Source organism: Sulfitobacter sediminivivens, assembly GCF_042611115.2.
Taxonomy (GTDB): Bacteria; Pseudomonadota; Alphaproteobacteria; order Rhodobacterales; family Rhodobacteraceae; genus Sulfitobacter; species Sulfitobacter sediminivivens.
This window is the reverse complement of record NZ_JBHGAR020000009.1, coordinates 111,469-134,966: the sequence shown is the minus strand read 5'-3', so window position 1 is coordinate 134,966 and position 23,498 is coordinate 111,469. Positions and strand designations below refer to the sequence as shown.

The following is a 23,498-nucleotide window of genomic DNA, read 5'->3' as shown; positions in this document are numbered from 1 at the left end:
CATGCCGCGCATTTTGTTGCATAACGATGATTGTAGGTCTTTGGCAGAATGGCTGCGCGGGGCTTATCCCGATGCGGATTTTGAAACCTGCGAAAGTTATGACGCCCTGCCCGGGACATTGGCGCGCTATCGCCCTGATGTCGTGTATTCGGTGCGGTTTGCAGGCACCAAAGGCTTTCCACGGGAGGCGCTATTTGGGGAACATGCACCCCGCTGGATCGCCAATGGCGGGGCAGGGACTGACCATTTCGGCGGATGGGATCCTGCGCGAATTACCGTGACAAACGCCGCCGGGGTCGCCGCCGATATGATGGCGGAATACATCATCGGCGGCTTTTTGCACTTTAGTCTCGATATTCCTCGATTGCAGCGCGACAAAGCTGCCAAGTTCTGGGACGCGGCGCGCATGATGGTGCCGCTGCGGGGTAAGACACTGGTGATTGTTGGATTGGGTCACACGGGCAGGGCGTTGGCGCTGAAGGCAAAGGCGTTTGGCATGACCGTGATCGGGACGCGTGCGCATCCCAAGGCCACCGCTCATGTGGACGAAGTTTATGGGGCGGATGATCTGCTTACCTTGCTGCCGCGCGCTGATTTTGTCGCTGTTTGCACGCCGCTGATCGGCAGCACCCAAAACCTGTTTGGCGCACGGCAAATCGCGGCGCTGAAGAAAGGTGTCGTGCTGGCCGATGTGTCGCGCGGTGGTGTGGTGGATCAGCTGGCGCTTGGGCGCGCGTTGGAAAGCGGTCACATCGCAGGCGCGGTTTTGGATGTGTTTGAAGTGGAGCCTTTGCCGCAAGACAACCTGCTTTGGCAGAAAGATAATGTGATCATCTCGCCGCATTGTTCGTCAGTCTATGCGGAATGGGGACGCGAGTCCTTTGATCTGTTTTTGGAAAACCTCGACCGTTGGATGCGAGACGCGCCATTGCGCAATGTGGTTGATCCGAACCTGGGTTATTGACTGAAATGCAAGCTTGACAAATCAACTGGACAGGTGTGTCTAATTGACTCAAAGTACAGGGGGAGACAGGCCACATGAAATCGCATTACAGGGTCGTCGTCGTTGGTGGCGGGGTCGTGGGGGCTTCGGTTCTGTATCATCTGGCCAAGCTGGGATGGAGTGATGTGGCGCTGGTTGAACGGTCGGTGTTGACGGCTGGGTCAAGCTGGCATGCAGCGGGCGGCATTCACGCGCTGAACGCGGACCCCAACATCGCCCAGTTGCAGGCCTATACCATCGACCTGTTGAGCGAGATCGAGAAAGAGAGCGGCCAGAACATCGGCTTGCACATGACCGGTGGTCTGACCATGGCTGGCACCCCGGATCGGTGGGAATGGCTGCAGTCGGCATACCGGACCTTCCAATCCATCGGGATTGAAGATTGCCGTCTGGTCAGCGTCGAAGAAGCGGTCGAACTGAACCCGATCATGTCGGGCGAAGGCTTGCTTGGCGGTATGTGGGCGGACCGGGAGGGGTATATTGATACCACAGGCACGGTACACGCCTATGCCACGGCGGCCAAGAAACGCGGGGCCACGGTGATCGAACATAACCGTGTGCTGGAGCTTAATCAGACCTTGCAGGGCTGGGATGTCGCCACCGAAAAAGGCACCATTTCGTGTGAGCATGTTGTCAACGCCGCTGGTCTTTGGGCCAAGCAGGTCGGGCGCATGGCGGGGGTGGAATTGCCTGTGGCCCCTCTCAAGCATCACTACCTGATCTCGGACATGATCCCGCAATTGGAAGAGCTTGATTTCGAGGTTCCGATGACCGTCGATCTTGAGGGGTTCACCTATCTGCGTCAGGATCAAAAGGGTGTCCTTCTGGGCATCTACGAGGTCAACACCGAACACTGGGCGATGGACGGTGCCCCGTGGGATTACGGGATGGAACTGTTTCAGGAAGACACAGACCGCATCGAACATGAACTGACGCTTGGCTTTGAACGGTACCCTGCCTTGCAGGACGTGGGGGTGAAAACTTGGGTCAACGGCGCATTTACTTTCAGCCCTGATGGCAATCCATTGGTCGGACCGGTGCGGGGCAAGCGCGGATATTGGTCCGCCTGCGCCGTTATGGCTGGATTCTTGCAAGGCGGCGGGGTCGGCAAATCACTGGCCGAATGGATGATCCACGGCGAGCCTGAGGCGGACGTCTATGGCATGGATGTCGCGCGCTATGGCGTCTGGGCTGAGAACAAGCAGTACATCAAGCAAACGACAGGACAGTTTTATTCGCGCCGTTTCGTGATGACCTATCCCAACGAACAATTGCCTGCGGGACGTCCGCTCAAGATGACGGGATGTTATGCGGATATGGACGCCGTGGGGGCAAAATGGGGGCAAAGCTGGGATCTTGAAGTGCCGCTATATTTTGCCCCTCCCGGCTTTGAGGAAACGCCATCGCTGCGGCGGTCCAATGCCCATGACATCGTGGGGGCCGAATGCCGCGGGGTGCGGAACAGTGTGGGGCTGCTGGATATCACCGCGTTTTCGCGATTTGAGGTCACTGGGGAAAATGCGGAAAGCTGGTTGAACAACTTGATGGCCAGCAAGCTGCCTGCACCGGGCCGCGCCAAATTGGCCCCGATGCTGGGCCACGATGGGCGGCTCAAAGGGGATCTCACGATCTTTAACTGGGGTGATGGGACGTGGTGGATCACCGGGTCTTATTACCTGCGTGCCTGGCATATGCGGTGGTTTGAAGATCACATGAGCGATGGTGTGCGGGTCCGCGATCTGGGTGATGAAATGGCTGGGTTTTCGTTGGCCGGGCCGAAATCACGTGATGTGCTTAAGGCGGCGCTCAGCGATGGCGATGCGGATGCGCTCAGGTTCATGGGCTGTGGTGCGATGGATGTCGGACTGGTGCGGTGCAAGGTTGGCCGTTTGTCGGTTGCGGGCGAGTTGGGATATGAACTGCACTGCCGTGCGGGTGACATGAAGGCGCTGCGCGATACGCTGCTGAAGGCGGGCGCGGAATACGGGATGATCGAATACGGCTTTAACGCGTTGTTGTCATTGCGGTTGGAAAAGTCCTTTGGCATTTGGTCGGCGGAATTTACCCAAGGATATACACCGGGTCAGACCGGGATGGATCGTTGGATCGATTGGTCCAAGGATTTCGTGGGCAAAGATGCGGCGATGAAGGAACGTGATGCCGACATGCCGGACAAGGTTCTGGTAACGTTAGAGATTGACGCGACAGATGCGGACGCGACAGGGTACGAACCCGCATGGTCTGGCGATAAGAAGATCGGTTTCATCACCTCGGGCGGATACGCGCATACGCTGGGCAAATCACTGGCCATGGCGCTGATTGACAAGGAATACGCAAGCGAGGGCAGCACATTATCCGTGCATGTGGTCGGCGTTGAACGCGCAGCAAAAGTAATCGCGCCCTCACCCTACGACCCTGCGGGCAAAGCGATGAGGGGATGACCGCGCCCGGCCAAACCCGCCGGGGCGGGCGGCGTGGTGCTGCCGCAGCAGCGGCCAAGGGCCCGAAGCGCCGTGTGGATTACCGCACCCTGCGCAATCCGTTCCCACCCGTGCCGCTATTCAGTGAGGATCGCATTGCCGTCATGCACGAGACAGCGCTGCATGTGCTCGAAGAGCTTGGCATCAAAGTGCTGCTGCCGCAGGCACGCGCTATTTTCAAAGCAGGCGGTGCCCGGGTGGATGAGGACAGCGAGATGGTCTTTATCGGGCGCGATATTGTGATGGCGGCGGTGGGGTCCGCGCCCAAATCATTTGTCCTCAAAGGGGGGGACGAAGGCCGCGACCTGACCATGGAGTTGGGAGCATTGACCATACAAGCGGGTGCTGGTGCGCCGCATGCAACAGATCTTGTGCGCGGCCGGCGACCCGGCTCTCTGCGCGACTTTTCCGAATTTACGCGGTTGGTGCAATATTTTGATGTGCTGCATCTGCAAGGCCCCGCAGTTGAGCCGCAGGACATTCCCATCCATGAGCGCCACTATGCGACGGCCCATGCCGTCCTGAGCCAATCCGACAAGGTCCCGTTTGTATTCTCGCGCGGCACCCCGCAAGTCACCGAAGGGTTCGAAATGATCCGCGATTTTCGCGGGCTTTCAGATGCGGATTTTGCGGCGCAGTCGTGGTGCTATACAATCATCAACACCAATTCCCCGCGTCAGATCGACATCCCCATGGGGCAAGGCATCATCGACTTTGCCCGCGCAGGTCAGGCGGCGGTGATCACGCCTTTTTGCCTGATGGGCGCAATGGCCCCTGTGACGGTCGTGGGTGCGGTTGTCCTCAGCCACGCCGAAGCATTGGCGGCCATCACACTTAGCCAATTGTCGCGGCACGGTGCGCCGGTGCTCTATGGGGCTTTTGCCTCCAACGTCGATATGAAATCGGGCGCGCCTGCTTTTGGGACGCCCGAACAGGTCAAGGCGAGCCTTGCCTGTGGGCAACTTGCGCGCATGCTGGGCCTGCCGTGGCGCAATGCGGCGGGGTGTGCGGCTAACATCAACGATGCCCAAGCCGCGCATGAAACCCAAATGAGCGCCTGGGGCGCGATGTTGTCGGGCTGCACGATGCTGATCCACGGGGCAGGGTGGATCGAAGGGGGGCTGACCGTATCCTACGAAAAGCTGATCACCGATATCGACATGCTGCAATCGCTTGCTGAACTTTGCCTGCCCACACCTGCGGACGATGCGGCAATGGCGCTGGATGCGTTGAAAGAGGTGCAACCGGGGGGCCATTTCTTTGGGTGCGCGCATACGATGGAACGCTTTGACACCGCGTTTTATGAACCCGTGTCCTATGATTGGTCCAACATTGGCACTTGGGCCGAGAACGGCAGTCTGGATGCAAATACCCGCGCGACCGCGATCTGGCAGGATATCCTAGAAGGGCCGCCCAACTTTACCCCCGACGCAGATAAGGTCGACGCCTTGCAAGCCTACGCCGCAAAACGCATCGAACAGGGCGGCGCACCGCCGGAAAGCTGACCTATGACCGATCCCATCCCCCTTTATGGCAACACCAAAGTCACCCGCGAGGATTGGCTGAATGTCGCCCTGGACCTCTTGGTCAGCGAAGGCGTGGGCGAGGTCAAAGTGCTGTCCATCAGCGACCGCCTGGGGGTATCGCGGTCCAGTTTCTACTGGTATTTCAAAAGCCGCAAAGACCTGCTTGCGGCACTGCTGGAAAATTGGGAACAGGCCAACACCGCGCTGTTGATCCGGCATGCCGACATGCCAGCGGACACCATCACCGAAGCTGTGTGTAACCTGTCGCGCTGCTGGATTGATCCTGCACTTTTCAATCACAAGCTCGACTTTGCGATCCGGGAATGGGCGCGCCGCGATGGGGCAGTGCGCCGCCGGATTGATCAGACAGACGCGGCGCGGGTCGCGGCTTTTTCAGCGCTCTTTGAGCGGTTTGACTATGCACCAGCCGAGGCCGAAGTCCGTGCACGGGTGATGTATTTCATGCAGGTCGGATATTATGCGCTTGAGCTGTCTGAGCCGATTGAGGAACGCCTGAAACGCGTCCACGACTATGTGCTGTGCTTTACCGGGCAAACCCCGCGCAAGGCAGAGGTCGACGCACTTGTGGCCTATGCAATCAAAGCAAATCGGCAGTCTTAGACGCGTTGCAATCTGACGGAAACCTCGGCCTGGACCTTTTTGACAGCGGCATCCTTGACTGGGCCATAGCCCCTGATTTCCATCGGGGCGGCCAGCAGCGCTAGTTTTTCAGCGTCATCCATATCTGCGGGAGCGACCTGATCCAGGACATTCTCGAACCATCCAATCAGGGCGATCTCCAACTTGCGATCTGCACCATAGCTGAACACATCCGCCCAAGTGCCGCGCAAAGATTTCATGCGGATCAGTAGTTTAAAGACTTGGCCCATCCACGGACCAAAGCTGCGTTTGACGGGGCGACCGCGTGTGTCGCGCCCTGTGGGCCAGAGCGGTGGGGCGAGATGGTATTTGATCTTGTAGTCGCCCTCGAAATCTGCGGCGATGCGTTGGGCGAAGCCCGACAAGTTGTGCAATCGTGCGACCTCATATTCGTCCTTGTAGGCCATCAATTTGAACAGCGATTTGGCCGCTGCGATAAGTTGATCGTCGTTCAGATAAGGGGCCGCAGCATCGAGCGTGGCCTTGTACCGCGCGGCATACCCGGCGTTTTGATAATCGGTCAGGAACGCCATGCGGCGGCTGATCAAGGTGGCGGGATTATAGTCGCTGGGTACCGTGTCTTGTGCAATATTCAGCTTTTCAGGGGACACCGCCATCACCCGCCCGTAGGCAAAGGCAACCTTGTTTTTCTGTGGTGCGACGCCGTTCAACTCAATCGCCTGAAAAAGCGCATCAAGGGAAACAGGCACCAGGCCTTTTTGCCATGCGAACCCCAGCATCATGACGTTGGCAAATACCGCATCGCCCATCAGCGCCTCAGCCATCCGGTTGGCATCAAACGCCGCGAGGTTACTCGCCCCCACCGCATCTGCGATGACCTGTTCGCGCAGGTCGATTTTAAGATCAGCATCCCGGTTCAGCACCAGATCGCCGGTCGGCATCTCGGCCCGGTTCAGCACGATCCGGGTGCCGGATCGGTAATGAACGGAGGCTTTGGGCGCGGAACTCACCACCATGTCGCACCCGATCACGGCGTCTGCACACCCCTGACCAATGCGGACCTGATGCAGGTCTGCAGGTGTTTGGGCAATGCGGACATATCCCAGCACCGTGCCGAATTTCTGCGCGAAGCCGGTGAAATCCAGCACGCTTGACCCTCTGCCCTCCAGATGTGCCGCCATTGAAATAAGCGCGCCGACTGTCACAACGCCGGTGCCGCCAACACCGGTGACCAGCAGGTTATAGGGCGTATCAAGAGGCGGTAGATCAGGATTTGGCAGATCATTAACTAGCGCGTCAATATCAAGTCCCGCGCCAGATTTCTTGCGCCTGCTGCCACCCTCGATGGTGACAAAGGAGGGGCAGAATCCATTCAGACAGGAATAATCCTTGTTACAGGTCGATTGGTTGATCTGGCGCTTGGTGCCGAATTCCGTCTTTTTTGGTTCAACGCTTAGGCAGTTTGATTCCAACGAACAATCGCCACAGCCCTCGCAGACCAGATCATTGATCACGACGAACTTTTTGGGGTCCGCCATCTGTCCACGTTTGCGTTTGCGGCGCTTTTCCGTGGCGCAGGTCTGTTCATAGATAAGAACGGTGACACCGGGGATGTCGCGCAATTCACGCTGCACGGTATCAAGATCGCGGCGGTGGTCGAAGGTTGTGCCAGCGGGAAAATCCGCACGGGCAAATTTGTCGGGCATGTCTGACACAACCGCAATGCGGGCCACCCCTTCGGCGCGCGCAGATTGTGCGATGGCATGCACGGACACCGGACCATCCACCGGTTGCCCCCCTGTCATCGCAACAGCGTCATTGTACAAGACCTTGTAGGTGATGTTGGTTCGTGCTGCGACCGCCTGTCTGATGGCGAGCGAACCGGAATGGTACCACGTCCCTTCGCCCAGATTCTGAAAGATGTGTTTGCCGCCGTTGAAAAGCGAGGTCGCGACCCAAGGCACCCCTTCGCCGCCCATTTGCGCAAACCCGGCGGTGTCCCGGTCCATCCAGGAGGCCATCACATGACAGCCGATGCCGGATGCGGCCTTGGATCCCGGCGGCAATTTGGTTGATGTATTATGCGGACAGCCCGAACAAAAATATGGGGTGCGGTTGGCCCCCGAGACCTTCAATAGGACAGGGGGCGCGGCGGTTAATGCCTGCGCTTTTTGGGTCAGGTTTTCGCCCGGGAAAAAATCATTAAGCCGTGCGGCGATGATCGGGGCCAGCAGCAGCGGCGACAATTCCCCCGTCCACGGCACCAGTTCATCCAGATTCTCATCATGCTTGCCCACCATGCGCGCGGGTTTTGATCCGGGCCAGTCATAGAAGGCTTCTTTAAACTGCGATTCAATGATGCCGCGCTTTTCCTCAATGACCAGCACTTCACGCTTGCCCCGCACAAAATCCAGTGCGTCGCGGCGCGCCAAAGGCCAGACCATGCCGACCTTGTAGATGTCGATGCCAAGCGACCGGCACTTTGCCTCGTCCAATCCCAAGAGCCGCAGTGCCTCCATCGTGTCCAGATGGCCTTTGCCTGTGGTCACGATGCCATAGGGCGCATCGCCATTGCCGTAGATATGGTGATCAATCGGGTTGGCTTCGACGAAGGCCTGCACCGCGTCCAACTTGTCATGCAGGCGCGTCTCAATGCCCGGTGAGGGCAGATCGCCCAGCCGAATGTGCAGGCCGCCCGTGGGGGGCGTGTAATCGGGCGTATGAAAAACGCGGTCAGGGCTCAGATCAACAGACGCACCGGATTCCACTGTTTCCGAGATTGCCTTGAACCCGACCCATGTGCCGGAAAATCGCGACAGGGCAAAGCCGTATTCACCAAAGCTTTGATATTCTGCCACCGATGCGGGGTTCAGCGTCGGCATGAACCACGCCATGAACGCCACATCTGATTGGTGCGGCATCGAAGATGAGACACAGCCATGGTCATCGCCCGCCACCACCAACACACCCCCCTTTGGCGCGCTGCCATAGGCGTTCCCGTGTTTCAGGGCATCGCCCGAACGGTCCACACCCGGCCCCTTGCCGTACCACATGGAAAACACGCCATCGACCTGGGCCTGCGGGTCCAGATGTGCCTGTTGTGCACCCAGAACGGCGGTGGCCCCAAGGTCCTCATTCACCGCGGGGAGAAATTTAATCCCAGCCTTTTCCAACTGATCTGATATGCGCCATAATTCCTGATCCAGCCCCCCCAGCGGTGACCCGCGATACCCCGACACAAACCCGCCTGTGTTCAAACCCGCCCCGCGATCCCGCCGCGCCTGATCCAACATGATCCGCGCCAGCGCCTGTGTGCCGGTCATGAAAACACGGCCCTGATCCAACGCATAGCGATCCTTGAGCTGATAGGTGGCAAAGCTATGGTCTGTTTTGGTCATGATGGGGCCTCCTCTTTTACCAGTATAGTGCAGAACAACCTGTTTTTCCGCTCAAAGTTTTTGGTAAAACCGATTGTTTCTGAAAGGAGTTTTCGTCATATTGGCTGTATCCGAGGAAAATGACCAAGGGACGCCATGGACAGCATCGACCGCAAACTGATCCTTTTGCTGCAACAGGATTCGCGCCTGCCAAATGCGCAGCTGGCCGAACAACTGAATATCTCTGCTTCGGCGTGCTGGCGGCGCGTCAAGGCGTTGGAGGATGCAGGCGTGATTGCGCGCTATTCAGCTATCGTCAATCCGGATGCGATGGGTTTGAAGTTTGAAGCGATCGTGCATGTCCATCTGACCCGGCACGACACTGAGGCGCTTGCCCGTTTTATCGCAGCTGTACAGCGGCGTGATGAGGTGACGGAATGTTACGCTACAACAGGTCAGGCTGATTACCACCTGCGCATCCTGTGTCGGGACATCGAGGCCTATAACGAATTTCTGGAAAAGTTTTTGTTCGTGCAACCTGCGGTTAATTCAGCGCAGACAAACGTGGTGCTGCGACGGATCAAGTCGAACGCACCCATTGGGTGATATCGCACTATCGTAAGCAATATCAGGGTTTAACGCGCAATCGTTCCAAAATTTAGTCGTGCATCCGCGCGTGGTTGCGGGTTAGGGTAATGGCGCTAACAGCGGCAGCACGTGATTCTGGACTGCCGGAAAAAACCTATAAAAGAAAAGTCTGGGAGGACATTCATGAAACATCACTTTTTCAAAGCGCTGATTACGAGCGCCGTATTGGCAACAGGTTCAGGTACCGCCGTAACAGCGGCAGAGTGCATTGCGCCTGCTAACCCCGGTGGTGGCTGGGATTTCACCTGCCGTCAGATTGGCAAGATCATGTTTGACATCGGCGCTGTTGATCAGCCTGTTCAGGTCACCAACATGGCCGGTGCTGGCGGCGGTCTGGCGTTCAGCCATGTGGTCAATGAACAGAACGACAATGCCGATCTGATCATCGCGGCATCATCTGCGACAACCACGCGTCTGGCGCAGAATGCCTATGCAGGGATGACAGCAGATCAGGTACGCTTTGTGGGTGCCATCGGTGCCGATCCGGGGGTCATTGTCGTAGGTAAGGATAGCCCGATACAGAATCTCACTGACATGGTTGACATGATCAAAGCCGATCCGTCATCGGTTGCATTTGCGGGTGGTTCAGCAGTTGGTGGTTTTGACCACATGAAACCTTTGATGATCCTCCAAAAAGCCGGCTTCACCGACATCAAGTCCATCAAATACATCGGTGTTGACGGCGGCGCGGACGCAATTACGCAGACCGTCGGCGGGTTCACCCAAGCCATGACAGGTGATATGTCCGAGGTTGTCGGGTTTGTAAAATCAGGTGAAGTACGGGTCATTGCGGTTCTGACAGAAGAGCGTGTACCGGGCTTTGAAGACATCCCAACTGCAAAAGAGCAAGGCTTTGACGTGGTCGCGGTCAACTGGCGTGGTCTTTATGTACCCAAAGGCATCTCTGACGAAAAGTTCGAAGAATGGGCTGGCAAGCTGCAACAGGTTGCGGATAGCGACGAATGGAAAGCCGCGATGGAGGCCAATGGCCTTGCGCCGTTCACCAAAGTTGGTGGCGATTTCCAGTCCTATGTTGACGGATTGATTGCCGATATCAACACCATGTCCAAAGAACTGGGAGTAATCCAGTAATGGCTTCTGACCGGATTTTCGGTCTGGTCACCTTGTTCATCGCGCTGGCTTACATGGCCAGCGCGACAAAGATTCAGACCAGCTTTCTTGCCGATCCCGTGGGGCCAAAGGCCTTCCCTCTGCTGATCGGTGGTGTCGCCGTCATTTGCGCGCTTGTGATGATCCTGCGCCCTGATCCTGATCCGGATTGGCCGGCGGCCAAGACATTTCTCTCTTTGCTCATCGCGGTGGTTGTGCTGGTCATTTATGCATATTCCCTAAAACCGTTTGGGTTCATAATCCCAACGGTGTTAGCCGCTGGTATCCTGAGCTATCAGATTTCACCGCGACCGGCCTCCGCCGCGCTGGCGGGTGTTGGTTTGTCGGTCGGGCTTTTCATTCTTTTCAAATTTGCATTGGGTCTGGGTCTTGTCGCCTTCCCGAAGGGCTGGTTTTAGACCATGGAACTCTTTTCAAATCTCGCGCTGGGCTTTGGTGTTGCCCTTTCGCCCTTCACTCTCATGCTGGCGATTGTTGGCTGTTTTTTGGGCACGATTATTGGGGCCTTGCCGGGGCTGGGACCTTCAAACGGTGTTGCGATCCTGATCCCGATTACCTTTACACTGGGCCTTGATGCGACATCGGCTTTGGTTCTGATGACATCCGTCTACTACGGCGCGATGTATGGCGGGCGGATCAGTTCAATTTTGCTCAATATTCCCGGTGATGAACCGGCGTTGATGACCACGCTTGATGGCTATCCGATGGCCAAGGCCGGACGCGCCGGCGATGCGCTGGTGCTTTCCGGTGTGGCGTCGTTTGTGGGGGCGTTTCTCGCGACTGTCGGTCTGATGCTGCTGGCCCCGATGCTGGCTCGGGTTGCTTATTTCTTTGGCCCTGCGGAATATTTCGCACTCTATCTGCTGGCGTTTTGCACGCTGGGTGGCATGGCATCAAACAATCAGGCAAAGTCGGCGATTGCATCCTGCCTTGGCCTTGGCATTGCGATGATCGGTGTCGATAATAACTCCGGCATGCCGCGCCTGACGGGGGGCAATCTACACCTGATGGACGGTATTGATTTTCTGGTGGCCATTGTCGGCCTCTTTGCCATTGCTGAGGTGTTCTTTTTTATTGAAAGCCACGGTAAGGGGTCTTCCATTGGCGTGAAGCTCGATAAGGTCGGTATCCCCTGGAAGGACATCAAGGAAACCAAATGGACGATGCTGCGGGCGTCCGGTGTTGGCTTTATCGCGGGTATTCTGCCGGGGGCGGGGGCATCGCTGGGCTCATTCATGGCCTATATGTCCGAAAAATCCATTGCAGGTAAAAAGGGCGGTTTTGGGACAGGCGTGCCAAAAGGTGTTGCCGCACCGGAAGCGGGCAATAACGCCGCTGCGGGTGGTGCACTGATACCGATGCTGACCTTAGGGGTGCCGGGGTCCGGTACAACGGCCGTGTTGCTGGCACTTTTGATGACGCTGAACATCACGCCGGGGCCGACGCTCTTTACCGATAATCCTGAGGTCGTTTGGGGGCTGATCGCTTCGCTGTTGATTGCCAACGTGGTGCTGCTGTTGATGAACGTGCCAATGGTCAAGATTTTCGTGAAAATCCTGATGGTGCCTGCGTGGGTGCTTTTGCCGGGTGTGACGATGATCAGCTTTGTTGGCATCTATTCGCTTTCAGGGAGCTATTTCGACCTGTTGTTGATGGTTGGTTTCGGGGCACTTGGATATGTGCTGCGCAAGCTGGATATTCCTACAGTGCCGGTGATCTTGGGCATTCTGCTGGGCGGCAACATGGAAAATGCGCTACGCCGCGCGATGGTTTTGTCGGATGGAGATGCGATGTTCCTGTGGTCCTCGCCGATCTCCATCGGTCTTTGGATATTCGCAATCGCGGGATTTGTGGCCCCAATGTTCATGCGCAATATTCTCAGGAAACCACAGGCCGTGACGGATTGATCTGATGGTGCGGGTGTTGATCCCTTCAGGCGCGCTGGGCCTAAATTATGACAAAATCGCCCTGCAACGGGGGATCGACGCGCGGCCCGACATCATCGCGATTGATGGGGGCTCCACTGACAGCGGACCATCCTATCTGGGGCGCGCCGTGTCAAAATATGCCCGCGCCTCGACCAAGGTTGAATGGGCCGGTTTGATGGAGGCGCGGGCGCAGGCGGGATGCCCCCTGGTGATTGGCACAGCGGGCACATGCGGTGCAGATGCAGCGGTCGACTGGATGTTGGACATCACCCGAGAGATCGCAGCAGAGCAGGGCAGGCCGCTCAAGATTGCGGTGCTGCGTTCACAACAAAATCCTGACGACATGGTGCGCGCGCTGGCGGCGGGCCAGATTACGCCACTGTCCAACGCCCCCGAGATTTCCGAAGAAACGATCGATAGGTGTTCCAACATCGTTGCCCTTGCCGGGGCCGAACAGATCGCAGCAGCGCTTGAGACAGACGCGGATATCATCATCGCGGGCCGCACCACGGATACTGCCATCATTGCCGCTTTGCCTCTGATGGAGGGCTGTGACGCCGGTGCCGCGTGGCACGGTGCCAAGATCGGCGAATGTGGTGCGCTTTGTGCAACCAACCCACAATCGGGTGTGATCCTGGTCGATTTCGACAATGCGGGCTTCACCGTGACGCCGCTGGCAGATGGCGCGCACGCCAGCCCGCATACGGTCTCGGCGCATATGCTTTATGAAAATTCCGATCCTTTCATCCTGTTTGAACCGGGCGGGCATCTTGATGTAACAGACGCGCGGTACACCGCGCTTGATGACACAAGGGTTCGGGTGACCGGGTCAAAATGGGTCCCTTCGGATCAGTATACCGTCAAGCTTGAAGGCGCGCGCCCGGTGGGGTTTCAAACCGTGCTGATGGCGATCCTGCGCGATGCGCGATATGTGGCACACGCGGCAGAATGGGCAGCAGATATTGAGGCGAAATGCACTGCCAAAACCTGTGAGCGGCTTGGTCTTTCGGTGCAGGATTTCAACATTGAACTGCGTCTGATGGGCCAGTCCGCCAGCTTTGGTGAGTTGGAAAGCCGTATGACAACGCCGACAGAAATTGGTGTGGTCGGGATTGTGACCGCCCCGACGGATGCGCTGTCGATGGAAATCGGCAAGCTTTTGAACCCCTATATGCTGCATCATCCGCTGACGGCCGATGAGGAACAGCCGACCTTTGCTTTCCTGTTTTCACCCGCCGAAATGCCGCGCGGTCAGACCTATGAATTTGCGCTCAACCATGTGTTAACGCTGGATGACCCGATGCAGGCCTTTGCGCTTGAGGTGCTGGACATATGACAACGCTTGGCGCTCTTGTGCAAAAGGTACGGTCCAAGAATGCTGGCCCTTTCTGGCTGACCATCGACATCTTTTGCGGCTCGGAAGCGGCATATCAAGAAGTGCTGGGGCAGCTCAAGACGCAGAAAATTGCACAAGTTTTGGGGGCCAACACTCAAGATATCAAACGTTTTGATATTCCTTCCTTGAATGTCATCAAGATCAGCCTGCCGCGCCCGACGATCCAGGGATCGATTAAGGATCGTGATATGCACGGCGCATCCTGGGCAGCGCTGATCGCGGAAATGAACCTCTGAAGACCCGCCCCGCATGCCTTGACAAGTTGCAGCGTCTCAGGCCTTTTCGGATGAAAATACCCAACCAAAGGATACCGCCATGATGAAAACCCGCGCCGCTGTTGCCGTTGCCGCAGGCCAACCGCTTGAGATCATGGAAGTGAACCTCGAAGGGCCAAGGCGCGGTGAGGTTTTGGTTGAGATCAAGGCCACGGGCCTTTGTCACACCGACGAATTCACCCGCTCGGGCGACGACCCGGAGGGGATATTCCCGGCTATTCTGGGTCATGAGGGCGCTGGCGTCGTGCTGGAAGTGGGCGAGGGCGTGACCACGCTGGAACCGGGCGATCACGTGATCCCGCTCTACACGCCCGAGTGTCGCGAATGCGAGTATTGTTTGAGCGGCAAGACCAACCTGTGCCAGAAGATCCGCATCACCCAAGGTCAGGGCCTCTTGCCCGACGGCACCACGCGGTTTTCGATGCTGGATGGCACCCCGATCTACCATTACATGGGTTGCTCGACCTTCGCCAATCACACGGTGGTACCCGAGATTGCGCTGGCCAAGGTCCGCAAAGACGCGCCGTTTGACAAGATCTGCTATATCGGTTGCGGGGTGACCACGGGCATCGGTGCGGTAATCAACACCGCCAAGGTCGAGATCGGCGCGCGCTGCGTGGTGTTTGGTCTGGGCGGTATCGGGCTGAACGTCATTCAGGGGCTGCGTTTGGCCGGGGCCGATCAGGTCGTCGGTGTCGATCTGAACGACGACAAGGAAGAGGTCGGGCGCTATTTCGGAATGACCGATTTTGTGAACCCCAAGAACGTCGAGGGCGATCTGGTGGCGCATCTGGTGGACCTGACAAAGGGCGGTGCGGACTACACCTTTGATGCGACCGGCAATACCCAAGTGATGCGCACAGCATTGGAAGCCGCGCACAAGGGCTGGGGCGAAAGCATCATCATCGGTGTTGCGCCCGCGGGTGCCGAGATTTCCACGCGGCCCTTCCAGCTGGTCACCGGCCGGGTCTGGCGCGGGACGGCGTTTGGCGGGGCCAAGGGACGCACAGATGTACCCAAGATTGTCGACTGGTACATGGACGGCAAAATCGAGATCGACCCGATGATCACCCACAAACTGACACTGGACGAGATCAACCATGGTTTTGATCTGATGCATCAGGGCAAGTCGATCCGCGCCGTGGTCGAATTCTGAGCCACTCTGCGTTGCCGCTGATGCCAAACATCGCCACGGGTCTTGTCGTGGCAGTCGCCAGCCTTGCGGGCAATCATTGGTGAATGTACTGGCCGGACAGACCAAAGCCGCGTTTGTCCAGCCAGCATACCGTGAGGCCGCGATTGTCTCATTGTTGGCCATTGCATTCGGGATCAGCCTTCTTGATATCGGCGCGCCGGTTTGAGGATTGCTTATTGGGCGCGCGGTTTCTCTGATCGGCAAAGGCAGTGAGCTAAGCCAACTGCCGCCACGGTAGTGTTGCATCCGGTATCCGGTCTTTACAGTCGTAAGTTGTGCGCTAATTTCAACCCATAGTTCATCTGACCGGAGCGACGCACATGCAGATCACTGTCAACGGAACCGATCATCAGGTTGATATCGAGGATGACATGCCGCTGCTTTGGGTGCTGCGGGATGTCGTCGGGATTACCGGACCAAAGTATGGGTGCGGTATCGCGCAATGCGGGGCGTGCACCGTGCATGTCGATGGGGTTGCCGTGCGATCGTGCCAATTGGCGGTGGGTGATCTGGACGGTGAGGTCACAACCATCGAGGGACTTGGCACGCCTGAGGCCCTGCACATTGTGCAGGCCGCATGGGTGGAACATCAGGTTGCGCAATGTGGATACTGTCAGTCAGGCCAGATCATGCAGGCGGCATCCTTTCTAGACCTGAACCCTGCCCCAACCGATGATCAGATTGATGCCGCGATGAGCGGCAATTTATGCCGCTGTGGGACCTATCCGCGTGTTCGCGCAGCGGTCAAGACGGCTGCGGCCAAATTGCAGGGGGCTTGAGGTATGGGGCGCATCAAGACCATCGCGCGGCGCAGTTTTCTGGTCGGGTCTGCCGCTGTTGTCGGCGGTGTGGCCTTTGGCACCTATATGTACAAGCGCGACGTCGCGAACCCGCTGCTGGTGGATATCAAAGCAGGTGAAGCAACCTTTAATCCGTTTGTTAAAATTGACGCGCAGGGGGTCACGTTGATCACGCCGCGGGCCGATGTGGGGCAGGGGGCCTATTCAATTCAGGCGCATCTGATTGCCGAGGAAATGGATGTCGACCTCGCGACCGTGCGTATTGATCCCGGCCCGCCAAGTGCCGCTTATTACAACGGGGTTGTCGGGGCAGAGGCCATGCCGATTGCGGCAACATCTGAAACGGTTCTGGCGCGCACCGGGCGCGGGGCGGCGGATGTTCTGGGCAAGCTTCTGGGTCTGCAGATTACGGGTGGGTCGTCAACAGTTCCCGATATGTATGAGAGATTGCGCACCGCCGGGGCGGTGGCACGCGAGACGTTGATTTCGGCGGCAGTTGAGCAAACGGGCTTGCCGCGCGCGCAGTTAAAGACCGACATGGGGGCTGTTGTTCTGCCTGATGGCACACGGTTAGACTATGTCGATCTGGCCGCCACTGCCGCAGAGATTGAGCCGGTTCAGGACGTCACTCTACGCGATCCTGCGACATGGAAGTATCTGGGGAAACCGCAGATGCGTACGGATATTCTGGCCAAGTCTACGGGCATGCAAACCTATGGCATTGATATGGTGATGGAAGGGATGGTCTATGCAACCACGCGCACCAACCCGGCGATTGGTGGCGGTATGTTGGGCTTTGATTCAAGCGTCGCGGACAAGATGCGCGGCGTGCAGGCGATCTTGCCGATCAAAGGCGGTATTGCGGTTGTCGCCGACAACACATGGCGTGCGTTCCAGGCGGCGTTGGCAGTGGAATGCGATTGGGGCCCGTCGCCATACTTAAGCGATACAAAAGCACAGTTTGAAGCGGTCGCAGCGTCTTTTGAAGATGATTTCAAAGACAGTCGGTTCAAGGATCTGGGCGACGTTGAGGAGGCATTTCGTGAAGGCGAGATATTTGAGGCCGAGTACCGCATACCCTATCTAGCCCATGCGCCCCTGGAACCAATGTCAGTGTTGGTGCGCCTGTCAGATGCGCGGCTCGACATTTGGACCGGTACGCAAATACCGCGATTTATGCAGGACAATGCGGCAAAGCTGGCAGGGTTTGATGCAGACGCGGTTCATGTGCATGTTTTGATGTCTGGCGGCAGCTTTGGGCGGCGGCTTGAAGATGACTATGTTTTGCAGGCGGTCGAGATCGCCATGCAACTGCCCGACACGCCGATCAAGATGGTCTGGACCCGCGAAGAGGATTTCACCCACGATTTCCCCCGACCTCTGGCCATCGCGCGTGGGCGTGGCAAGGTGAGGGGCGGTTCAGTTGATACCTTTGATCTGAGCATCGCGGCACCGTCTGTAGCGGAATCGTCGTTGGCCCGGCTGGGTCAACCCGCGATTGGGCCGGACGTGGCGATTGTCGCGGGTGCCTGGGACCAGCCGTTCGACATTCCCAATTATAGGGTGACCGGATACCGGGTGCCGGCGATGGTGCCGATCTCATCCTGGCGATCGGTCGGGGCCTCGGGCAATGGGTTTTTGCACGAGAGTTTCATGGATGAGATGTGCCATGCGGCGGGTGTTGACCCTTTGGCCGAACGGCTGCGTCTGTGTTTCCATGAACCTTCACAAAAGGTGCTAGAGACCGTCGGCGAAATGTCCGGCTGGGGCAGCGCACTGGAACCACGCCGGGGGCGTGGATTGGCGTTTACACTGGCTTTTGGTGTGCCGGTGGCACAGGTGGTTGAGGTGACAGACACCGATAAAGGCATTCGCATCGACAAGGTATTTGTGGCCGCTGATGTGGGCCGGGTTATTGATCCGGTGAACTTTGAAGCGCAGGTGAGCGGTGGTGTGATCTGGGGGTTGGGGCATGCGATGAACTGTGAACTGACCTATCAGGGGGGCGTCGCCCAGCAGGATAATTACCATGCATTTGAGGGGATGCGCCTTTATCAGACGCCAGAAATTGAAGTGCGGGGGCTGGAAAATGGCGTCAAGATCAGGGGGATCGGAGAGCCCGGCGTCCCTCCGGCGGCACCAGCGCTGGCCAATGCGATCTTTGCCGCAACGGGTCAGCGGATCAGGGAACTGCCGCTGTCAAAATCAGTGAGGTTTGTCTGATGCGGATGCTTATTGCCGTGATGTTTATTGCGCAGCCTCTGGCCGCGCAGGACTTGACCGTGACCCGTGAAGAAGGGCTGGCAGCTTGGGACCGGGTTTTTGCCGTGGCGTCCCACCCGCGCTGCACCAATTGCCACGTCGGTGATCAGGGCGCGCCGATGTGGAACGGGTTGGGATATGGCGAGGACAGGGTGCACGGGATGAACGTGCGCGCTGACGAAAGCCGCATTGGTGCCGAAAGTGTGCCGTGCCGCACCTGTCATGTCACCAGTGCTTCCGAAAACACGGTACCGCACGCGCCGCCGCATATCGACGAAGCCTGGCGGTTGCCGCCTGCTGAGCTGTCGTGGCTTGATAAAACCAGCGCCGAGATTTGTGCACAGATGCGCAACCCCGATACCAATGATGGCAACAGCGTCGCCGAGTTGATGGACCACGTGAAGACTTCCGAATTCGTAAACTGGGGTTTCGCGCCCGGTGCAGGGCGTTCGGTGCCACCCGGTAGCACAACGCAGTTGGCGCAAGATCTGGATGTCTGGGGGGCTGCAGGAACGCCTTGCCTGGATGGCTGATGGCATCCCCTGGTGCTGGTGCCGCGCAAGGTATCTAAGAAAAGGGTGAAGGGGGAAGAAGGGCGTTAATGGCTCTGGTTCAATTCATCAGCGGCCGGGATTTCGATTTCACGCCGGGTGATGTAGGCCAGCAGTTCTTCGTTCTTTGCCGCGTCCAGTGTTGGTTCCTGATACTCGCTAAGCATCTTTCTGGCTTGCTTCAGGGCGCGTTCGGTAATCTCGACCGATCCATCGGCCTGCCATTGTTCGATGGAATTGTTGTCGAAAAGCTCTGGCATGAAATAGGCCGTTTGAAAGTTCTCTTGGGTGTGCGGATGACCCAGATAGTGCCCGCCCGGCCCTACATCGGGAATGGTGGCCAATGCCGCGTCAAGGTCATCAAAGTTGGGTCCCTGGGCCATACGGTACGCCATCGCGCATTGTTCGGCGTCGACCATGAATTTGGCAACTGAGCAATGCATTCCGGCCTCATTCCACCCCGCAGAATGCCAGATGTAATTTGCCCCCGCGTGCATGACTGCAGAAAGGGTCGTCGCACTTTCATAGCCCGCTTGCGCGTCGAATGTCTTGGCCCCGCCCAGCGTATTTGAGGTGCGCCAAGGAACGTCATAGAACCGCGCCATCTGACCGACCATGAAATTCATGAGCGATATTTCGGGTGTTCCAGCCATGGGTGCGCCGGATTTCATGCTGACCGTGCTAAGGTAATGGCCGTAGATCGCAGGACAGCCTTGCCGCACAACCTGTGTGTAAGCCAGCGCGCTGAGTGCTTCTGCATTCAACTGCGCCACTGATGCCGCGACAGATGCGGGCGTGTTTGCCCCGCCCAACACGAAGGGGGAGCACAGCACCGGCTGGTTTGCCTTATTGAACGCACGCATTGCGCCGAGCATCGTTTCGTCCCAGACCAGTGGCGAGTTGCCGTTGCAATTGCCCGTCACCACAGGATGCGTGTCAATGAAATCCGCCCCAAACAGGATCTGGCACATCTCAATCACATCTTCGGCGTTCTTCGGGCTGGTGGTCATGCCCATGAAGGTCTTGTCAGAATATTTCATCGAACTGTAGGTGATGCGCAAATGGCGTTGGCTGATCGGGTGATCATAGGGTTCCACGATGTGATGCGCTGATGAATGGAGCGCCGGCATCATCTGAGCCAGTTTGTGAAACATCGCCAGATCATCAAGCGTGGGATTGCGGCGCACATCCTCAAGATCACGCAGATAGGGGGCCCCGGTCATCGGGACAAAGATGCATTTGTTGCCGCCAAGGGCGACGTTTTTTTCAGGGTCGCGGGCGTGGTAGGTGAAGGCAGCCGGGATCGTGGCGATCAGATCGCGCACCAGCGCGCGGTCCAGATAGACGCGTTCGCCTTTCACTTTGGCCCCGGCGCGCTTCCAATCGGCCAGCGCAATGTCATCGCGAAACACGACACCGGTGTTTTCGAGGATATCCATAGAGGCCGCATCAATGCGTTCGATCTGTGATCCGGTCATGATTTCGCAGGTGGGGATCTTGTTGTGCAGCCCCGGCAGCATCTCGACATTTGGTACGGCACGCAGGGCGTGACGGGCGGCCCGGCCACCTGAACGGGCACGGACGGGGGTTTCTGACAACATGATGTGATCCTTTGAGACGTCCCCCGACCATTGCAGATCGGCGACACTGATGCTTGTCCGCAGGCGAAGTGTTTTATGCCGTTTGTGCCGCGAAAGGCTTGACTGTTGCGCCGCGGCGATGTCGGGTGAGGAATGGATATTCTACATGTAAAACGCCCCGTACCTGTTGCCGGATTGGATGACATTCCTCTGCCGTCAATCGACACCGCAGCCCCGCAAGCTTTGGTCGCCCGCTGTCCTGTCGCGGCGGAAACCCCGCTGATGGATGCAGAGGCGATTGCAACTGAGGCGGGTGTGGCGCATGTGTGGATCAAAGATGAACGCGGGCGCATGGGGCTTGGTAGCTTCAAGGCTCTGGGTGCCGCCTACGTCATCGCTCATGATGCATCGCAGGGAAAAGCGGGCGGGCAGACTTATGTGACCGCCAGCGCGGGCAATCACGGCATGTCGGTCGCTGCGGGGGCTGCGGCCTTTGGTGCTGCGTCGGTTGTGTATATCGCTGAGACGGTGCCAGAGGCCTTTGCACTGCGTCTGGCAGAGCAGGGGGCCACGGTTGTGCGCGAAGGCGCAACCTATGAGGCGTCGATGGCGGCCGCGATGCAGGCGGCGGAGGATCAGGGTTGGGCGCTGTTGTCAGACAGCTCATGGCCCGGATACACCGCGCGTCCGCACCGATTGATGGAAGGCTATCTGGTCTTGATGGCCGAGGCGATTGCGCAGATGCCGCAGGCCCCGACCCATATTTTTCTGCAGGCGGGCGTCGGCGGTCTGGCCGGTGCCTGTGCCGCACTGGTGCGCAAGGTCTGGGGGGACGGGCCGCGCATTATTGTGGTCGAGCCAGAGGTCGCACCGGCATTGCACGGATCGGTCGCCGCCGGGTGCCCCGTGGAAAGCAGCGGCCCGGTCAGCGATATGGGCCGACTGGACTGCAAGATGCCGTCCCTGATTGCGCTCAAAGGGCTGGCACGGGATGCCGATGCCTTCGCGTTGATCTCGGAAAGTGAAGGTCAGGCGGGGGCTGGTACAGCGATGGTTGCGGGGTTGCCTTCAACACCATCCGGCGCTGCGGGGATCGCGGGGCTGCTTTCGCTATCCGAGACACAGCGCGCGGAACTGGGACTTGATGGCACATCTGTGGCATTTTGCGTACTCAGCGAAGGACCGGAATAAGCGCCATGGCGGGATTTAGCGGCAATTGTGTTACGCCCGCCTCATCTTAGGCCGCATAGAGACCCAAAGCATCAGGTGACATGTAGCGCTGAACCGCAGCCTGGTCGTCAAGATCAGATCGCAGGTCCAGAAAAACGTGGACTTAGCGCCGCAAAGTACGTTGGCCGTCCGACATTGTCCTGATCTCGTCGACGGGTCTTTCACATCGGCACTTGCTATCAACTGCATGCTGCCCAATGATCCAATATTGCCATTTCTAACGTGGATTGAGGTTTAATGGACGAGACGACAGAGTTTTCCAAATCCACGCTGAATGCCGCCATATTTGCCGGCTGTATGATTGCATTCCTTGGTTTTGGGTTTTCCGCGACCTTCGGGGTTTTCCTGCGGCCGATGTCAGCCGAACTGGGATGGGGCAGGGAGGTCTTTTCGCTGTCCATCGCGATTCAGGCATTGGCCTGGGGCATTACGCAACCTTTTGCAGGCATGGCTGCGGACAGATACGGCACTGCGCGCGTTCTGGCGTTTGGGGCGATAAGTGCGGCGCTTGGCTTTTATCTCAGAGGATCAGTTATGATTCCACAGGTATTTGTATTTTCTGGCGTCATTGTCGGAATGGGCACAGGTGCATGTTCGTTCCCGGTGGTGATCGCCGCATTAAGCAAGGTCGTGACGGCGAGGCAGCGCAGCTTTGTCATGGGGCTTGGGACGGCTGCCGCGTCATTGGGGATGTTCGCGGCAGCGCCTGCCACCTCTGCGATGATCGACTATTTTGGCTGGCAGCAGACCATCATTCTCATCAGCCTCAGCTTTCTTGCCATTCTGCCGTTTCTGATCTTTGTGTCTCGCGTCTCAGTGCTGACAGCGTCATCGCAGGGTGTTGGCGCATTCGGAAGTGCAATCAAAACTGCGTTCCGTGACCGAAGCTATTTGTGCCTGTTCTTTGGCTTTTTCGTCTGTGGGTTTCATGTGGCGTTTATTGGCACGCATTTGCCTGCATATATTGCGGATCTGGGCTTGCCCATCCTTGTGGGCGGGTGGTCGCTTGCCCTGATCGGGCTTTTCAACATAGCCGGGTCGCTTTTGGCCGGGTGGAGCGGGCAAAATCATTCCAAAAAGAACATGTTGGCCGGCATCTATCTGTCGCGGGCCATTGTGATCGTTGTCTTTATTCTGACGCCGGCGTCGCCGACCACCATCTATGTCTTCTCTGCTGTCATGGGGTTGCTGTGGCTGTCGACGGTTCCGTTTACGATGGGATTGGTCGCCCAGACGCAAGGGCTTACATATCTTTCCACGTTGGCAGGTTTGGTTTTCTTTAGCCATCAGGTGGGCAGCTTTACAGGTGCATGGCTGGGTGGGCGCATTTTTGATATCTACCAAAGTTACACGCCGATGTGGTGGGCTGCCGTCGTGTTCGGTGTTCTTGCCGCGATCATCCACATGCCCATTCAAGAAAGCCAAAAACCCAAGTTTGCCTGACCTAAGTGACGGCATTTGGATGCAAACATATCGACCCTTGGACTGGGGCTGA

The 23,498-nt window shown here is 57.8% G+C and carries 19 protein-coding genes; 17 read left to right on the top strand and 2 right to left on the bottom strand.

Features of this window, described 5'->3' with window-relative positions:
• Nucleotide 1 precedes the first annotated feature (1 nt).
• The 4 genes from ACEWL3_RS11345 to ACEWL3_RS11330 all read left to right on the top strand — a co-directional run bounded on the left by ACEWL3_RS11345 (nucleotide 2) and on the right by ACEWL3_RS11330 (nucleotide 5,630).
• On the top strand, nucleotides 2-964 hold the full coding sequence (locus ACEWL3_RS11345; RefSeq protein WP_386181471.1) for a D-2-hydroxyacid dehydrogenase: 963 nt from the start codon (nucleotides 2-4) through the stop codon (nucleotides 962-964).
• Nucleotides 965-1,038: 74 nt separating this feature from the next.
• Nucleotides 1,039-3,444 carry a GcvT family protein gene (locus ACEWL3_RS11340; protein ID WP_386181474.1) on the top strand — a complete coding sequence of 802 codons (2,406 nt, stop codon included), beginning with the start codon at nucleotides 1,039-1,041 and terminating at the stop codon, nucleotides 3,442-3,444.
• Complete coding sequence (locus tag ACEWL3_RS11335; protein ID WP_386181477.1) at nucleotides 3,441-4,988, top strand: trimethylamine methyltransferase family protein; 1,548 nt, start codon at nucleotides 3,441-3,443, stop codon at nucleotides 4,986-4,988. The genes ACEWL3_RS11340 and ACEWL3_RS11335 overlap by 4 nt, the downstream gene beginning before the upstream one ends.
• Nucleotides 4,989-4,991: 3 nt before the next feature.
• A complete protein-coding gene (locus tag ACEWL3_RS11330; RefSeq protein WP_386181480.1) occupies nucleotides 4,992-5,630 on the top strand; it encodes a TetR/AcrR family transcriptional regulator in 639 nt (212 codons plus the stop codon).
• Here ACEWL3_RS11330 and ACEWL3_RS11325 read toward each other — a convergent pair.
• On the bottom strand, nucleotides 5,627-9,028 hold the full coding sequence (locus ACEWL3_RS11325; RefSeq protein WP_386181483.1) for an indolepyruvate ferredoxin oxidoreductase family protein: 3,402 nt from the start codon (nucleotides 9,026-9,028) through the stop codon (nucleotides 5,627-5,629). The genes ACEWL3_RS11330 and ACEWL3_RS11325 overlap by 4 nt on opposite strands.
• A gap of 135 nt (nucleotides 9,029-9,163) precedes the next feature.
• Between ACEWL3_RS11325 and ACEWL3_RS11320 the strand changes: the two genes are divergently transcribed.
• The 11 genes from ACEWL3_RS11320 (at nucleotide 9,164) to ACEWL3_RS11270 (ending at nucleotide 19,175) form a co-directional block, all read left to right on the top strand.
• Nucleotides 9,164-9,613 (top strand): Lrp/AsnC family transcriptional regulator, encoded by a 450-nt coding sequence (locus ACEWL3_RS11320; RefSeq protein WP_386181486.1) that lies wholly within the window; start codon nucleotides 9,164-9,166, stop codon nucleotides 9,611-9,613.
• A 165-nt stretch (nucleotides 9,614-9,778) separates the two neighbouring features.
• Entirely contained in the window at nucleotides 9,779-10,747 is a 969-nt protein-coding gene (locus tag ACEWL3_RS11315) for a Bug family tripartite tricarboxylate transporter substrate binding protein (RefSeq protein WP_386181489.1), read from the top strand.
• On the top strand, nucleotides 10,747-11,184 hold the full coding sequence (locus ACEWL3_RS11310; RefSeq protein ID WP_386181493.1) for a tripartite tricarboxylate transporter TctB family protein: 438 nt from the start codon (nucleotides 10,747-10,749) through the stop codon (nucleotides 11,182-11,184). Before ACEWL3_RS11315 ends, ACEWL3_RS11310 begins: the two co-directional genes overlap by 1 nt.
• Nucleotides 11,185-11,187: 3 nt before the next feature.
• A complete protein-coding gene (locus ACEWL3_RS11305) occupies nucleotides 11,188-12,693 on the top strand; it encodes a tripartite tricarboxylate transporter permease (protein ID WP_386181496.1) in 1,506 nt (501 codons plus the stop codon).
• 4 nt (nucleotides 12,694-12,697) lie between these two features.
• Nucleotides 12,698-14,050, top strand: a complete 1,353-nt coding sequence (locus ACEWL3_RS11300) for an acyclic terpene utilization AtuA family protein (RefSeq protein WP_386181499.1) — start codon at nucleotides 12,698-12,700, stop codon at nucleotides 14,048-14,050.
• Nucleotides 14,047-14,346, top strand: coding sequence for a DUF4387 family protein (locus ACEWL3_RS11295; protein ID WP_435000894.1), 300 nt, complete (start codon nucleotides 14,047-14,049; stop codon nucleotides 14,344-14,346). Before ACEWL3_RS11300 ends, ACEWL3_RS11295 begins: the two co-directional genes overlap by 4 nt.
• 82 nt (nucleotides 14,347-14,428) lie before the next feature.
• Entirely contained in the window at nucleotides 14,429-15,541 is a 1,113-nt protein-coding gene (locus ACEWL3_RS11290; protein ID WP_386182115.1) for an S-(hydroxymethyl)glutathione dehydrogenase/class III alcohol dehydrogenase, read from the top strand.
• A gap of 79 nt (nucleotides 15,542-15,620) precedes the next feature.
• On the top strand, nucleotides 15,621-15,746 hold the full coding sequence (locus tag ACEWL3_RS11285; protein WP_386181506.1) for a hypothetical protein: 126 nt from the start codon (nucleotides 15,621-15,623) through the stop codon (nucleotides 15,744-15,746).
• A gap of 154 nt (nucleotides 15,747-15,900) precedes the next feature.
• On the top strand, nucleotides 15,901-16,359 hold the full coding sequence (locus ACEWL3_RS11280; RefSeq protein ID WP_386181509.1) for a (2Fe-2S)-binding protein: 459 nt from the start codon (nucleotides 15,901-15,903) through the stop codon (nucleotides 16,357-16,359).
• Nucleotides 16,360-16,362: 3 nt separating this feature from the next.
• Entirely contained in the window at nucleotides 16,363-18,603 is a 2,241-nt protein-coding gene (locus ACEWL3_RS11275; RefSeq protein WP_386181512.1) for a xanthine dehydrogenase family protein molybdopterin-binding subunit, read from the top strand.
• Nucleotides 18,603-19,175: a hypothetical protein gene (locus tag ACEWL3_RS11270; RefSeq protein ID WP_386181515.1), complete on the top strand. Its 573-nt coding sequence runs from the start codon at nucleotides 18,603-18,605 to the stop codon at nucleotides 19,173-19,175. Before ACEWL3_RS11275 ends, ACEWL3_RS11270 begins: the two co-directional genes overlap by 1 nt.
• 65 nt (nucleotides 19,176-19,240) lie before the next feature.
• On the opposite strand, the gene ACEWL3_RS11265 is transcribed toward ACEWL3_RS11270, so the two are convergent.
• Nucleotides 19,241-20,794 (bottom strand): trimethylamine methyltransferase family protein, encoded by a 1,554-nt coding sequence (locus tag ACEWL3_RS11265; protein ID WP_386181518.1) that lies wholly within the window; start codon nucleotides 20,792-20,794, stop codon nucleotides 19,241-19,243.
• 132 nt (nucleotides 20,795-20,926) lie between these two features.
• Between ACEWL3_RS11265 and ACEWL3_RS11260 the strand changes: the two genes are divergently transcribed.
• Nucleotides 20,927-21,964, top strand: a complete 1,038-nt coding sequence (locus ACEWL3_RS11260; RefSeq protein WP_386181521.1) for a pyridoxal-phosphate dependent enzyme — start codon at nucleotides 20,927-20,929, stop codon at nucleotides 21,962-21,964.
• A gap of 276 nt (nucleotides 21,965-22,240) precedes the next feature.
• Nucleotides 22,241-23,446 (top strand): MFS transporter, encoded by a 1,206-nt coding sequence (locus ACEWL3_RS11255; protein ID WP_386181524.1) that lies wholly within the window; start codon nucleotides 22,241-22,243, stop codon nucleotides 23,444-23,446.
• The last annotated feature ends 52 nt before the right edge of the window (nucleotides 23,447-23,498 follow it).